General features: G+C 63.0%; 20 protein-coding genes. 15 read left to right on the top strand and 5 right to left on the bottom strand.

The features are described from left to right. Positions 1-7 precede the first annotated feature (7 nt). From IB257_RS25035 to IB257_RS31610, 9 genes are all read left to right on the top strand, one after another. Entirely contained in the window at positions 8-1,792 is a 1,785-nt protein-coding gene (locus tag IB257_RS25035) for an AAA family ATPase (protein ID WP_192492952.1), read from the top strand. 16 nt (positions 1,793-1,808) lie between these two features. Next, positions 1,809-2,456 carry a 3'-5' exonuclease gene (locus IB257_RS25030; RefSeq protein ID WP_192492951.1) on the top strand — a complete coding sequence of 216 codons (648 nt, stop codon included), beginning with the start codon at positions 1,809-1,811 and terminating at the stop codon, positions 2,454-2,456. Between the two features lie 10 nt (positions 2,457-2,466). Next, positions 2,467-2,955: a hypothetical protein gene (locus IB257_RS25025; protein WP_192492950.1), complete on the top strand. Its 489-nt coding sequence runs from the start codon at positions 2,467-2,469 to the stop codon at positions 2,953-2,955. Then, positions 2,952-3,770, top strand: a complete 819-nt coding sequence (locus IB257_RS25020) for a hypothetical protein (RefSeq protein ID WP_192492949.1) — start codon at positions 2,952-2,954, stop codon at positions 3,768-3,770. Before IB257_RS25025 ends, IB257_RS25020 begins: the two co-directional genes overlap by 4 nt. Next, the gene (locus IB257_RS25015) at positions 3,767-4,147 is read left to right on the top strand and encodes a hypothetical protein (protein ID WP_192492948.1); all 381 of its coding nucleotides are present in this window, start codon (positions 3,767-3,769) and stop codon (positions 4,145-4,147) included. The genes IB257_RS25020 and IB257_RS25015 overlap by 4 nt, the downstream gene beginning before the upstream one ends. 46 nt (positions 4,148-4,193) lie before the next feature. Then, positions 4,194-4,397 (top strand): hypothetical protein, encoded by a 204-nt coding sequence (locus tag IB257_RS25010; protein ID WP_192492947.1) that lies wholly within the window; start codon positions 4,194-4,196, stop codon positions 4,395-4,397. A gap of 429 nt (positions 4,398-4,826) precedes the next feature. Further along, positions 4,827-5,123 (top strand): hypothetical protein, encoded by a 297-nt coding sequence (locus IB257_RS25005; RefSeq protein ID WP_192492946.1) that lies wholly within the window; start codon positions 4,827-4,829, stop codon positions 5,121-5,123. A gap of 82 nt (positions 5,124-5,205) precedes the next feature. Then, a complete protein-coding gene (locus IB257_RS25000; RefSeq protein WP_192492945.1) occupies positions 5,206-5,454 on the top strand; it encodes a hypothetical protein in 249 nt (82 codons plus the stop codon). After that, complete coding sequence (locus tag IB257_RS31610) at positions 5,444-5,833, top strand: hypothetical protein (RefSeq protein ID WP_225589148.1); 390 nt, start codon at positions 5,444-5,446, stop codon at positions 5,831-5,833. Before IB257_RS25000 ends, IB257_RS31610 begins: the two co-directional genes overlap by 11 nt. Here IB257_RS31610 and IB257_RS31880 read toward each other — a convergent pair. Next, on the bottom strand, positions 5,757-6,086 hold the full coding sequence (locus IB257_RS31880; RefSeq protein ID WP_370540123.1) for a metal-sensing transcriptional repressor: 330 nt from the start codon (positions 6,084-6,086) through the stop codon (positions 5,757-5,759). The two genes, IB257_RS31610 and IB257_RS31880, sit on opposite strands and share 77 nt — an antisense overlap. On the opposite strand from IB257_RS31880, the gene IB257_RS31750 reads away from it, so the two are divergent. Genes IB257_RS31750 through IB257_RS24975 form a run of 4 tightly spaced genes read left to right on the top strand, consistent with a single transcriptional unit; the run spans position 5,976 to position 7,291 of the window. Next, positions 5,976-6,530: a DNA methyltransferase gene (locus tag IB257_RS31750; protein ID WP_192492943.1), complete on the top strand. Its 555-nt coding sequence runs from the start codon at positions 5,976-5,978 to the stop codon at positions 6,528-6,530. The genes IB257_RS31880 and IB257_RS31750 overlap by 111 nt on opposite strands. Further along, complete coding sequence (locus IB257_RS24985; RefSeq protein WP_192492942.1) at positions 6,523-6,714, top strand: hypothetical protein; 192 nt, start codon at positions 6,523-6,525, stop codon at positions 6,712-6,714. The genes IB257_RS31750 and IB257_RS24985 overlap by 8 nt, the downstream gene beginning before the upstream one ends. Then, complete coding sequence (locus IB257_RS24980) at positions 6,714-7,037, top strand: hypothetical protein (RefSeq protein ID WP_192492941.1); 324 nt, start codon at positions 6,714-6,716, stop codon at positions 7,035-7,037. Before IB257_RS24985 ends, IB257_RS24980 begins: the two co-directional genes overlap by 1 nt. Beyond that, complete coding sequence (locus IB257_RS24975; protein ID WP_192492940.1) at positions 7,037-7,291, top strand: helix-turn-helix domain-containing protein; 255 nt, start codon at positions 7,037-7,039, stop codon at positions 7,289-7,291. The genes IB257_RS24980 and IB257_RS24975 overlap by 1 nt, the downstream gene beginning before the upstream one ends. 107 nt (positions 7,292-7,398) lie before the next feature. Here the strand turns inward: IB257_RS24975 and IB257_RS24970 are convergent, their stop codons facing one another. From IB257_RS24970 to IB257_RS24955, 4 genes are read right to left on the bottom strand one after another with little or no spacing between them, the layout of a single operon-like run. Beyond that, complete coding sequence (locus IB257_RS24970) at positions 7,399-8,232, bottom strand: NAD(P)-dependent oxidoreductase (RefSeq protein ID WP_054451190.1); 834 nt, start codon at positions 8,230-8,232, stop codon at positions 7,399-7,401. Between the two features lie 58 nt (positions 8,233-8,290). Then, positions 8,291-9,283 carry a TRAP transporter substrate-binding protein gene (locus IB257_RS24965; RefSeq protein ID WP_119449150.1) on the bottom strand — a complete coding sequence of 331 codons (993 nt, stop codon included), beginning with the start codon at positions 9,281-9,283 and terminating at the stop codon, positions 8,291-8,293. A gap of 56 nt (positions 9,284-9,339) precedes the next feature. After that, positions 9,340-10,611, bottom strand: coding sequence for a TRAP transporter large permease (locus tag IB257_RS24960; protein ID WP_082400714.1), 1,272 nt, complete (start codon positions 10,609-10,611; stop codon positions 9,340-9,342). Next, complete coding sequence (locus IB257_RS24955) at positions 10,608-11,147, bottom strand: TRAP transporter small permease (RefSeq protein WP_225589142.1); 540 nt, start codon at positions 11,145-11,147, stop codon at positions 10,608-10,610. Before IB257_RS24955 ends, IB257_RS24960 begins: the two co-directional genes overlap by 4 nt. Positions 11,148-11,366: 219 nt before the next feature. Here IB257_RS24955 and IB257_RS24950 point away from each other — a divergent pair, with 219 nt between their 5' ends. Further along, the gene (locus IB257_RS24950) at positions 11,367-12,260 is read left to right on the top strand and encodes a LysR family transcriptional regulator (RefSeq protein ID WP_054451187.1); all 894 of its coding nucleotides are present in this window, start codon (positions 11,367-11,369) and stop codon (positions 12,258-12,260) included. Between the two features lie 201 nt (positions 12,261-12,461). Then, positions 12,462-13,163, top strand: coding sequence for a DUF3053 domain-containing protein (locus IB257_RS24945; protein ID WP_119449148.1), 702 nt, complete (start codon positions 12,462-12,464; stop codon positions 13,161-13,163). Positions 13,164-13,188: the final 25 nt, after the last annotated feature.

Below are 13,188 nucleotides of genomic sequence, written 5' to 3'. Positions count from 1 at the left end.
AGCAGTCATGCGAATCAACCGTATCACTATCGAGAATTTCCAGGGCGTGCGCGCCGTGGATCTGGACCTGCGCACGCCGGTGGCGCTCATCGCTGGCGCGAACGGCGCCGGCAAGTCCAGCGTCGCCGAGGCGGTACGCCTGGCAATGCTGGGATCGCCGGAGCGCGTCGGCCTAAAAAAGGAGTACGGCGCTCTGGTCACCGATGGCGCCAAGGGCGGCGCGATCGTGCTGGACTTGGCCGAGGGCACTGTCGGCATCAGCCTGCCCAAGGGCACGCAGTCGGGCGAAGGTCTGGTGCCGCAATCCAGCGCCCTGCCCTTTGTCCTGGATCCCCAGCGATTCGCCGCGGCCAAGCCTGATGATCGCCGCACCTTGCTGTTCGCCCTGACGGGCACGAAGGTCAAGCCGGACGACATCGAACGCCGCCTGCTGGAACGCGGTTGCAACGCCGTGCTAGTGACGCAGATCAAACCGATCCTGCGCAGCGGGTTCGCCGCCGGCGCAGACCACGCCAAGCAGGAGGCCACGCAGGCCAAAGGATCCTGGAAGACTACGACGGGCGAACAGTGGGGCAGCCAGAAAGCGGAAGGCTGGGCCGCGGATATTCCGCCGTTCGACCAGGCCGCCCTGGCAGGCGATCGCACTGCGCTGGCCGGCGTCGACGCCAAACTGGAGCAGAACACCAAGGCTCTGGGTGCACTGGAACAGAAGGCTGTGGCCTATGCCGCCGCACGCGACCAGGTCGCGGCGCGCCAAGCCAAGGCGGCCCAGCTGCCGGCGTTGCGCCAGAAACTGGAGTTCGACCAAGGAGAGCACTCCAAGCTGGCCGAGCGCGTCGCCGCGCTGCAAGCGAGGGCGGGAACCGGGCCGCGCGAAGGAGTAGTACACGATCTGGCCCGCTGCCTGGATGACGCCTACAACGACGAGAAGGTGAACGCGGTGCTGCCCGGCCCGCTGGATATGCGAATCCTCAAGGCGCTGGACGCCTATGAAGCGCAGTACGGCAAGCTGGATGCCACCCGCGACGCCGAGGCCTCCGCCGCACTGCCCAAGGCCATCGAAGCGCGCGACCTTATGGCGCGCAGCGTCGAGAACGACCGCCGCGATATCGCTGCTGCCGAAGCGGCTGCAGCCCAGCTGCAAGGCGAGGCCGCACCGGAGGAAATCCAACCCGCCGACGTCGAAGCTGCCCGCGCCAAGGTGACCGCACTGCGCGCCGAACGCAAGGCGATCGACGATCGCGTCCAGACCCTGATGAACGCCAAGCAGGCGGCGACCAGCGCCACCGAGCGCACGGCGAACGCCACGCGCTACCACACGGAAATCAACGACTGGCTGGCGATTGGCGACGCCCTGTCGCCCGACGGTATCCCGGGCGAAATCCTGGCCGAGGCCCTGCAGCCCGTCAACGACAAGCTGGCCGGCTTGGCCGATCTGGCGAACTGGCGCGCCCCGGCTATCGACGCTGACATGGGAATCACCTGGGGCGGCCGCGCGTACCGCCTGCTGTCGGAGTCCGAGCGCTGGCGCGTGGACGCGCTGATCGGCGCCGCCCTGGCCGAAATCTCCCGCCTGCGCCTGCTCGTCCTGGACCGCTTCGATTGCCTGGACATGGCCGGCCGCGCCGACGCGCTGGGCCTGGTCGACGCGCTGGCCGCCGACGGCCACATGGACACCATCCTGGTGCTGGGCACGCTCAAGTCCGCGCCGCCTGCCCCCTCGGATTCGTTCACCACCTTCTGGATCGAAAACGGCACCACCGAGCGGCCGCAGCTGCGCGCCGCCGCCTAAAAAAGAGAGCCCCGACATGAAAAACCTGAAACTGTTCTTCGACACCGAAACCACCGGCTTGCCGCTCTTCAAAGAGCCGTCCGAACACCCCGGCCAGCCGCACATCGTCCAGCTGGCGGCGGCACTGGTGGACATGGACACCCGCGAGGAAATCGCCAGCATGGACGTCATCGTCCGCCCGGACGGCTGGGTCATCCCGGATGAGGTTGCCGCCGTCCATGGCATCACCACGGAACACGCTGCAGCCGTCGGCGTGCCCGAGTCGCTGGCCCTGTCGATGTTCCTGGAGCTGTGGGCCGGGCGTCCTCGTATCGCCCACAACGAACAATTCGACGCCCGGATCATCCGTATTGCCCAGCACCGGGCCGGCGAACTCGAGCAGGACCTGGTGCGCTGGAAGGACGGAGCCACGGAGTGCACCGCCCGCCTGGCCACGCCTATCGTCAAGTGCCCGCCCACCGCCAAGATGCTGGCGGCCGGTCGCACGCACTACAAGACGGCCAATCTGGCCGAGGCCGTGCAGTTCTTCACCGGTAAGCCCCTGGAGAACGCGCACAGCGCCATGGCCGACGTGCGCGGCTGCATGGCCGTCTATTTCGGCATCCAAGACATGCGCAACGGCGTGCCCGGCGCGTTGGTTGACGCCGACATGCTGGCGGATTGAGGGGATAGCCATGCATGCCTACCTCAACCGAAAGGATCGCCGCCTGGCCGCGCGCACCGCAGGGCGCCGGCCGGCGCGTCAGCGTCGCTTGCCGCCGCGCCTGACTCCTCTGCTCATCGGCGCTCATATGCTCCTGAGCCCGATAGAACAGGTCATCGTGCAGATTGAATGCGGCGGCCAGCTGCAGGTCAACGCCGACGGCCAGCCGCAGATCCATACCGCCGATGGGCAATGGCACGAAGCCGCGCCGGCCATCCAGGGTCTGATCTGGCATTTCGAGATGTGGTGCATCCGTCACGGCCGCGACCTGCCCCTGCAGCCGCTGCGTGACCTGCACACCGCTCTGCTCTACCTCGTGCCCGTGCACGAGTCCACCCTGGAAGGCCTGCACGTCACGCTGCCGGCCCTGCGCCGCGTCATGGCGCTGGCCGATCGCGAGGACCAGACCGACCTGATGCAGCAGGCTCTGATCAAGGGCGCCATGGAGGGCCGCGCATGAACACCACCACCGTCTGGAAGTTGGTCCCCGCCGCCCCCAACCAGGACTGGACCAACGCCTTTGCCGCACGCGGGCCACGGATCGGCACGTTCGACACCACCATCCGCGACGTGCTGACGACCGCTCCAGCGCCGGCGTTCAACCTGCAGGATGCACTGCAAGGGGTGCGCGCCGCGCTGGCGTTCCTGCCGCCCGGAGATGCCGCGATCGCGGGGTTGGATCGAATCATCGCCATTTTCGGCGCTGCCCCCGGCGGCGCGGAGGACGACACCCCGGCGCGTACTGGCAACACGGCCAAGGAACAGGATATGTTTGCCGCTGGCCTGGAGGCAGGAGAGGCCAACGCGAAGGACAATGCGGCCATCCGCGCTGCCGCATCCGCCCCTTCATCGCCTGGGGATGCGCAGGACGAGCGCGGAATCTGTCAGGTCGATGTGCTCGACATCGCCCGCGAAACCGGCTTGCGCAGCTACCTCCATGGCGTCAACGCAATGGAAGCGCGCATGGTCCTGCAACGCTTCGTTGACGCGCTGCCCGCTGCTGGCGATGCGCTGGCGCTGCCGGAACTCAATGCCGACCTGATCGACATTCTCGGCCGTCCGAACTTCACTTGCATCCGGATTGCGCAGCTGCTGCGCCTGTCAGGCGTCGAAATCAAAAAGAAGGCGGAAGCCGAACAAGCCACCGTCATCCACTATCTCCTGGGCTTCTATCTGAAGCACGGCAGCCAGTGGGCCGAGAAGGCGGGTGAAGACATTGAAAGGCTGCGCCTGGCCGCCATTGCCGCCCAGCAGGGCAAAGGGGGTGAGGCATGAAAAACGGCATCGATGTCCTCAACGAGTTCACGAAGGAAGAAATCATCGCCTACGTGCGTGAAAAGGGGTTCTTCCTGCGCATCAGTCGCCGAGACCTGCTTTACATACGCTGGAAGACTGCTAGCGAGAAGCTGATGGCCGACTTTGACGCGGAGCTTGCCCGCTGGGATGCGGAAAAGCCCGATTTCAAAAAGCGGGATGCCTTGGCTATCCAATGCAATGCCAGCAAAGACATCCACGAAAGGCTTCGTCTACTGCGCGAGATCGAACCCTACGACAAAGCCATGCACGACCACCTGATGCGCTCCAAAAAGCTGGACGCCCGGCAGAAGGTGGTGGACCGCATGTATCGCGACATCAAAAGGGAGGCAGCATGACCAATCGGAAAAACGCCGCCCAGGTCCCGCAGCAGGGAGAGGCGTGATGGACTGCAATGACGGTTGCCACTACGGCCCGGCGCCGCACGTCTGCTTCTACAAGATCCCCGGCGCCAACATGGGGCAGAGCAAGACGCTGCCCGAACCTGAATGGCCGGATAGCTACGAGCCGGACCCGGACGTGCCGGGGCTGGGCATTCACCACGCATGCGGCTGGAGCCGTGCCGCCCGGCCCACCACCAAGGAATGACATGACCGAGAACAACGCCGCCCAGCCTGGGCTGACGGACGACGAAATTAATGACCTCTGCGGCTGGCGGGCGTCCAACACTACGATGCGCGCGGAAAACGACCGCGCCCTGGCCAGAGCGGTCGAATCCGCCCTGCTGTCCAAGCTGCGCGCGGAGGGCGTGCAGGCGGGCGATGAGCGTGAGACGTTTCTAGCCTGGGCCAATAAAGAATACGGAATAACCGAAGGGTACGAACTGAACGAAAGCCAGCGTGACGTACTTGAAAATAAAAAGGGCTGGATGGCCCGCGCCGCCCTGGCAAGCGCCCCTGTAGCCGAGCCGGAATGGATCGATGATCCGCACGACATCGAACAGGGCATGATGCGCAATCCGAAGTACGTCGCCCCTGTAGCCGGGGAGGCGCAGCCGGTCGCTGGATCGAGAAAGACGTGCTGGAGAGCGTGCGCGACGAAGGTAGCGACGCCTGGGTGTACTGGCGCCCGGCCGGCCATGTCGCGGAGCCTGACGAAATGCCGCTCTATGCCGCGCCCCAGGCCAGCGAGGCGGTGCGCGTCCAGCAACTGGAAGCGGCCCGCATCGCATATGCCCGCGAGTTCCCGCCCGATGAAAATGGCGATCCCGACGTGGGCAGCATCCACGCGAACATCCGCAAGCTCAAATCCCAGGTCGCCGCCCTGTCCGCGCAACCGGGAGCGCAGAAGAAACGGGAGGCACCTTATGCGTAGCGTGCCTCCCAGAATGCGATTAGCAGTTGCCCTTCTTGGCCTGCCCCGGCGGACAGAACCCGCCGCGGCCACCACCGCCGCCATGCGGATCAACGATCACGGCGCCATCCGGCGTGTAAACGGCACAGCCAGCCAACAGACTGGCCACGATGGCCAAGCTACAGAGGATTTTCATATGAAAGACTCAGGGTTGAAGATGCGCGCAGTTTATTGCCCTTCGCTGAAACAAGGCCAAAGCGGCGGTTACAGGCTGTATGTCTCCCTCCCCTGGTCCGGCGCCGCCCTGTCCGCGCAATTGGGAACGCAGAAGGAGCAAAGCGATGAAGCCTGATCTGCAACGCCTGGACGCGGCCATCAGCGCAATGAAGCACCTACGTGCCGCCCAGGTTGACTACCAGCGCAAGCGCGACCGCGCCGGCAGCGTAAGCACGGACGGCATGTGGCGACGCCGCGACAGTCTCAGCGCGTCGATGCATGTCGCCGCGATGGACGTTGAACGCCAGTGGGACACCCTACACGCCGCCCTGGTCGATCTGGGCATCTGCCCACCGAAGGACGCTGCGGCATACGACGCCCGCGCGCAGCACCTCAGCGGCTTCCACGACCACGCCTATCAGCCGGCAGTCCCGGCAACTATTCAAGATTCCTTAATGGTTGGCGCCCAGGCCCACCCCAAGCAGCACAACGACGGAGGCGCGGATGCGCATTGAGCAGATCGGTACCGCGACGCTGTACTGCGGCGACTGCCGCGATCTGCTGGACGACTTCCCGGCATCGCACGCCCTGATTACGGACCCGCCCTATGGCATCAATCTGGCCAAGCTGACGGGCACGTCCCGCAACCGCTGGAACATGGCGCGCCGCACCGTCGCCTACGACTTCAACATCGTCGGCGATGATAGACCGTTCGATCCGGTACCGTTGCTGCGGTTCCAGACCGCCGTCATCTTCGGCGGCAACCACTTCGGCAGCCGGCTCCCTGATGCATCCTGCTGGCTGGTCTGGGACAAGCGCGACGGCGGCACCAGCGACCACCAAGCCGACTGTGAACTGGCCTGGACCAACCTGCGCGGGCCTGCACGGCTGTTCTCGCACAAGTGGCGAGGCATGGTGCGCGCTGGCGAAGAGAACGTATCCCGCGGGCAGTTCCGCGTGCACCCGACCCAGAAACCCGTAGCTCTCATGGATTGGGTGCTGAAGCAATGCCGCTTGGCGCCCGGTACCCCTGTCCTGGATCCGTACATGGGAAGCGGCACGACGGGCATTGCGGCCGCGCGGCTGGGCCTACCTTTCATCGGGTTCGAAATCGATCCGACCCACTTTGAGCGAGCATGCGATCGCCTCCGCACCGAACTGCAGGCGCTTCCGCTGTTCGCCGACCACAACGACGGAGGCGCGGATGAGTGAACCAAGCAAAGCCGCTTGCATTGGCGCTGTGCTGGGCATAGTCGCCGCAGCAGCCATCTGGGCTTTCGTCTTGCTCGCTGGGCTCACCTTTGGCCAGCGCTGCATGATCGAGGCGCTGCCCAATGAATCCGTCCAGGCCTGCGTGCAGCGCCTGATCGACGCCACCGACAACAAGGAGCAGTAATGGACGACCGCAAATTGCTGGAACTGGCTGCCAAGGCGGTGGGTCTGGTGACCTATGTCGACTACGACGACAACATGTGGGCGCACAAGGCGGACCAGCACCCCGATGAAGCGTGCCGCTGGAACCCGATGATCGACGACGGGGACGCCATGCGCCTGGCCGTGACGCTTCGCCTCTGGATCCACATTGACAAGTACGGCAGATCTGCGCGCCGGCCCGGCGATGCGTGGCTAGGATGCGAGGCCCGCAAGTACGGCGGCATCGAAGCCGCCACCCGCCGCGCGATCGTTCGCGTTGCGGCAGCAATGGCAAAGGAGCAGTAATGGCACACGCAGCCCAACACCAAGCACCGGCCGCGGCGCCGAAGCTGCTGTATCGAGTGCACGAAGCGACCCAGGCCTTGGGCGTGTCGGTCGCCACGATCTACCGGATGTGCGATCGTGGCGAGCTGGTCAAGGGGAAGATCGGCGGCACCAGGATGGTCGGCATCACCGCCGCATCGGTGAATGCTATGCTGGCCCGCATGGTCCCGTCAGAAGATGCCGACGAAGCCAGCACCCCTCAGATGGGTAGCTAAGTGGGTAGCTAGGGGCAGAACCAAGAAGAAGAACGCCCCGCTAACCCGCATGAATAAAGGCCCTAGCCTTTTATTCCCGGACAATACGACATCATCCTGGTCTGATTTCAGGAAATCCTGTCCGTGGTCCCGACGAATTCCAGGGGGCAATAAAAGCCCCCGTGGAACTGAGCCGCGATGGGGTCCTCGGGGATGTTCTGAGCCAGGATTTCCGGGGCGAACACTTCGGAATCGTCCTGCGGCGCGTAGCCCAGGAATTTCGCGTTGGAATTGTCCCAGCGGTTGCGCAGGTTGTTCGACACCCCGTAGACCACCGTGAAATGGTAGGACGCATGCTCGACGCAGCGCGCTGCCAGTTGCGCCATGTCGCGGTGGCTGATCCAGGTCAACAGCTGGCGGGCCTCGCTCGGGCGGTCGGGCGTACGGAACGTCCCGATCCGCAGGCAGGCGACAGACATGCCGTACTTGTCGGCATACATCCGGCCCAGGCCCTCGCCGAACACCTTCGAGACGCCATACAGCGAGTCGGGCCGAGGCTGTACGGTGTCATCGAGGAATTTTTCCCGGCGGTGATAGCCGATAGCGTGGTTCGAGCTGGCGAACACCACCCGGCGCACGTTCTGGCGCCGAGCCGCCTCGAATACGTTGTAGCAGCCCTCGATATTCATCGGCAGGATTTTTTCCCAGACATCGGCGCCGGGTATGCCGGCCAGATGGATGACGCAATCAATACCCTCCATGCAGCGTTCCAGGGACTCGATGTCCCGGACGTCCATCGTGCAGATTTCCTCGCCGGCTTGCGCCGGTTCCTGCGGCGCAATGTCAGCCAGGCGCAGCAAGGCATAGCGGCCGCGCAAGTGAGTACGCAGGCAAAGGCCGATGTTGCCGGCCGCTCCGGTAATCAGCACGCGCAGGTTTTCGGGTTGGTTGAAGGGTGTCATCAATCTGTCCAGTTTTTCTTGAATATGAAAGCGCCGGGGCCGATGTCGTTTGCGCCGGTTACTGTTTCTGCTTGGCGGCGATCACGGCGTCGTAGAGCGCCTGGCCGTTGGGGGCTTCGCCGACGAGCTTTTTCACGACCGGCCGCGTGGCCTGCACCAGCGAATCGAGATTGCTGGGATAGACAATGGACACGCCCCTTGCCTGCATCGTTTTCATACCCTCGTCGTAGACCTTCTTGTAATAGTCGCGCGCGTAGGCCATGGCCTCGTCCGCCGACTCCTTGATCATTTTCTGTTCCGCGGGCGAGAAGCGGTCCCAGCGGTCCTTGGACATGAGCAGCAGCGCCGGATGGATGTTCACGTGCGTCATGTTGAAGTACTTGGAGACTTCGATGAATTTATCCGAGACGAACTGGTCCGGCGTCGTCTCGCCGCCATCGAGCACTTTCTGTTGCAGGGCCAGATACAGCTCCGAGTACGCCATGGGAGTGGCTTGCGCCCCCAGGGCCTTGTAGCTTTCCACGTAACCCGGCGACTGGATGACGCGGATCTTCATGCCTTTCAGGTCTTCGGCCGAATTGACGGGCCGGTTGCCGAAGACGTTGCGTTCGATCGCTGAAAACCAGCCCAAGCCAACCAGGCCGTATTTGGGCAGGACTTCCATGAATTTGTCGCCGGCCGGCCCGTTGAGGATCTGATTGGCCTGCTCGACGCTGTCGAACAGGAACGGCGAATCAAAGACCAGGAATTCCTTGACGATGCCATTCAGTGTCGGCTGGCCCGTGATGACCAGGTCGGTAGCACCCGCTACCGCGCCCTGGATCATGGTCAGTTCGCCGCCCAGCTGCGAATGCGGGAACACGGAAATCGTGATCTTCCCGTTCGATTTCGCCTTCAGCACTTCGGCGAATTTCTGCGCTCCCACGTGAAAAGGGCTGTCCGTCGTGAGCGTATGCCCGACGTCCATGTTCAACGCGTGCGACGGCGCAGAAAACATGAGGGCGCTCAGGACGCCGGCGCCAAACATCTTCTTGAATAGCTTCACTTCCATCTCCTCGGTTTTCCAGCCGCCCGGAAGACACTGTCCTCGGGCAGCCGATCTAGTTTTTATAAGAAAAAGGTACTAATGGCGGGCACGTAAGAAATAATCAGGACGTCGAGCACCAGGACGGCGAGGAAGATGACCAGATACTTCGCCAACTGGTGCATTTTCAATTGGGCGACTTCACACACCACGAACAGGTTCACACCGACCGGAGGCGTCACCATGCCGACCGCCAGGTTGGTGATGACGATCATGCCGAAGTGGATGGGATCGATGCCGAAAGCCACGCTGATGGGCGCCAGGATGGGCACGATAATCAGGATCGCCGCCAGCGCCTCGATGAACATGCCGACCAGGAACAGCATGACGTTCACCAGCAACAGGAACACGATCGGATTAGTCGTCACCGAGCCGAGCATCGCAGCGACCTGCTGCGGCACCTGATTGATCGTCAGCAGGTAGGCGAACACGGCCGCGAACGCCACGATCAGCAGGATGATGGAGGACATCACCGCGGAGCGCGCGAAAATGCCGAGCAGATCCTTGACCGTAATTTCCTTGTAGACGAACAGCCCGAGCGCAAGCCCGTACAGCACGGCGATGCAGGAGGCCTCGGTCGCGGTAAACAAGCCGCCGTAGATCCCGCCCAGGATGATTACCGGCATCATCAGCGCCAGCGTCGCGTCCTTCAGGGCGACCAGCACACCCTTCAGCCATGCGGTGAAGCTCACCGCAGTGACTTCGTCAAAGCCCTGGAAACGGGCAACCAGGCAGACCGTGAGGATCAGCGACACGGTGATCAGCAGACCCGGCAGGATGCCCGCGAGAAACAGCGAGCCGACCGACACGTTCGCCGTCAGGGCATACACGATCATGGGAATCGAGGGCGGGATGATCGCCCCCAGCTCGCCGGAGGATGCGGCAATGGAAGCCGCGAACGACCTGGGGTAGCCCTTCTTTTCCATTTCCGGGATCAGCACGGAGCCGATCGCGGCGGTCGTTGCGGACGAGGAGCCGGAAACCGTCGCAAACAGCAGCGAGGTCAGCACCGCGACCGCGCCCAGCCCGCCGCGGATCCAGCCGACGAAGGCATTGGCCAGTTGCACCAGCCTGGCAGCGACGCCGCCCGAGGACATCAGATGCCCGGCCAGGATGAAGAATGGCACGGCCATCAGGCTGAACGAATCGAGCGACTGGAACGCCATCTGCGCCACGATCAGCAGCGAACGGTCGCCCGCCTGCAGGGCGAACGCGGCGGACATGCCCAGCGCGGTGACGATGGGCGCGCCGATTATCAGGATCGCCGTAAACGATAAAAACAGGACCGGGATCACAGCGCCCCTCCTTCACTATTTTGCATGGCGGCGGCGGCTCTTTCCGTCTCGCCGCCCTGCTGCGATGCTTCAACGCTCATCAATTCCTTGATGACGTGCGCGAAGGTATTCAGGCTCATCAGCACGCAACCGATGAACATGAACACATAGATGTACGCCATGGGCATTTCCATCGCGGGCGAGGTCTGCCTCATGCCGAGTTCGATCAATCTGATCGACTTCCAGGCCAGCAGCACGGCCAGCATCAAGGTCAGGATATGGGCAACAACACGCAGCCAGCGCGCGACCGACTCCGGCACCATGCCGATGAAGGCGTCGACGCCGATCAGGCGCAGGCGGTAAGTCGCGACCGCGCCGCCAATGAAGACGCTGCCGACCATCATGAAACGGCCCAGTTCTTCCGCCCAGGGCGTGGAAAATGGAATGCCGGTGTAGGTGTAAAGCAGCCGTACAAATACAGAAATTGAAATAGCCAGGACCATTCCTATAAGAAACAGTCCGGCGCACTTTTCAGCCGCAGCATTTATCGAATCCATTATTCGCTGCAGCGATTGAAGCCTCTGGTGTGAGGCACAATACCCGGCCATGCGGAGCCCTCCCTCTTTGTCTCATTTATTTATTTGCCGCCTTTTTGAGCCAGGCGTTCGATAGGAAATATACTCAGCGGCATGCGATTCGTAAAATTCAAATAACGGAACATTCTTTTCAAAAAAAACGATCGCCGAGCCCTCGCGCCTTGAACCGGAGTTTCGATAATGTTGAGTGATCTCAAGCAGTTACGCGCTTTCCTCACGATCGCGCGTTTAGGCAACTTCACCAGGACGGCTCACGAACTGAATATTTCCCAGTCGGCGCTGACCATACAGATCCAGCAGCTCGAGTCCCATCTGCGTACGCGGCTGTTCGACCGCAACCACCGCAGCGTCAGCCTGACGCCACGGGGCCAGGAGCTCTATCCGCGCATCGAGAAACTGGTGGCTGAAATCGAAGACCTGGTGACCCAGGCCCGCGACACCAGCGATCGTGAACGCGGCACGGTGACCGTTGCCGTGCTGCCCTCCCTGGCCGCCGGCCTGTTGCCGCAAGCGATCCACAGGCTGAACCGCGACTACCCGCGGATCACCGTCTGCGTGCGGGACACCGTGGCCTCGCGCGTCAACGACATGACCCGCAGCGGCGAGGTCGATTTTGGGATCGGCAGTCCGATCAAGCGCGATCAGGAGCTGGTCTGGGAGCAACTGGTGACCGACCGCTTTTGCGCCTACATGGCGCATGACTATCCCTGGGCTGCGCCGGACACCGTGACGCTCAAGGATCTGGCCGAGCATCCGTTGATATTGCCGGTGCGGGAGAGCAGCATCCGCACGCACATCGAGGCGGCGGCCGACAAGTTGAAGATCTCGCTGCCGGCGGCCTATGAGGTCGTCTACAACTCGACCGTGCTGGCGATGGCGGCACAGGGACTGGGCGTCGCCATTCTTTCTGAATTGGCTGCCCGCGAAGGCGATACCAACCGCCTGCGTTGCGTTTCGATCAGCAGCCCGCCGTTATATCGGCACATCGGGATCCTGCGGCGCGCGGGCCGCTCGCTGTCGAGGTCCGCGGAACTGCTGACTGCGGCATTGCGGGAAATCGCCGTCCAGGAATAGCGGAAACACGGAAACGCGCGCGCACGCGTAACAGGTGGCGGACGCAACTTCACTTCATTATGTGTGAATTTTGTGTCTTAAAGATTCGATTGCAAACAATTCTGAAAGCGATGGCGGCAACGAGGACGACCCGATAAGCTGCGGGCGCCTTCAGGGTATACCCTGAAAATTTCTTTCTTTCGCTTTTAGGAGTTCGATGCGATGAAGTCCCTTTTCCGTCCGTTCCTGGTATTGGCCGCAGCGCTGCCGTTGATGCTGGCCGCTTGCGGCAACAAGGAACCCGAACAGCGTGCCGCGTTCACGCAGTTCCTGCAGACCCGCATCGTCGACAAGCCCGGCGTGCGCGTCCCGCAGTTGACGGATGAAGAGAAGAAGTCCTTCGGCGACTACGCCGCGCAATATGCGGTGATCACCGACTTCAATGCGGGCATGGATGCTTCGGTGAAGCCTTTGTCGGGCATCATGCAGAAGGGCTCCATGCGTTCGCTGAACGATATCGTGACGCGTCGCGACGACCTCAAGGCCGTGCAAGCCTCGCTCAATGAAATGGGCGTGGCGCTGAAGGAACAGCAGGCCAAGGCTGACGCCGCGCGCGCTCAGCTCAAGCAGCCGGAAGACCTGAAGGCGGTGTACGACAAGGCCTACGAGAAGACCGTGAGCCTGCCGGCCGACACCTTTCGCGACGTGCTGCCGCAGCTGAACGCGACCTTCGACAGCAGCCTGAAGATCGCCGATTACGTCGCCGCGCACGCCGCGCAGATCGATATTTCCGGTCCCATCGTCAAGGTCCAGGATCCCGCCGTGCAGACCGAGCTGAACAAGCTGCTGCAGGACCTGAACGCGCAAGCCAAGAACGTGCAGCAGGCGCAAACGCGCATGCAGGCCGTCATGGTCGGCCGCTAAGCCACGCAGCGCTTAAAAAAAGCCC

Source organism: Achromobacter sp. ACM03 (genome assembly GCF_014851665.1).
GTDB classification, from domain to species: domain Bacteria; phylum Pseudomonadota; class Gammaproteobacteria; order Burkholderiales; family Burkholderiaceae_B; genus Achromobacter; species Achromobacter aegrifaciens.
The sequence above is the reverse complement of the archived record's forward strand: the minus strand, read 5'-3'. Positions and strand labels throughout refer to the sequence as shown.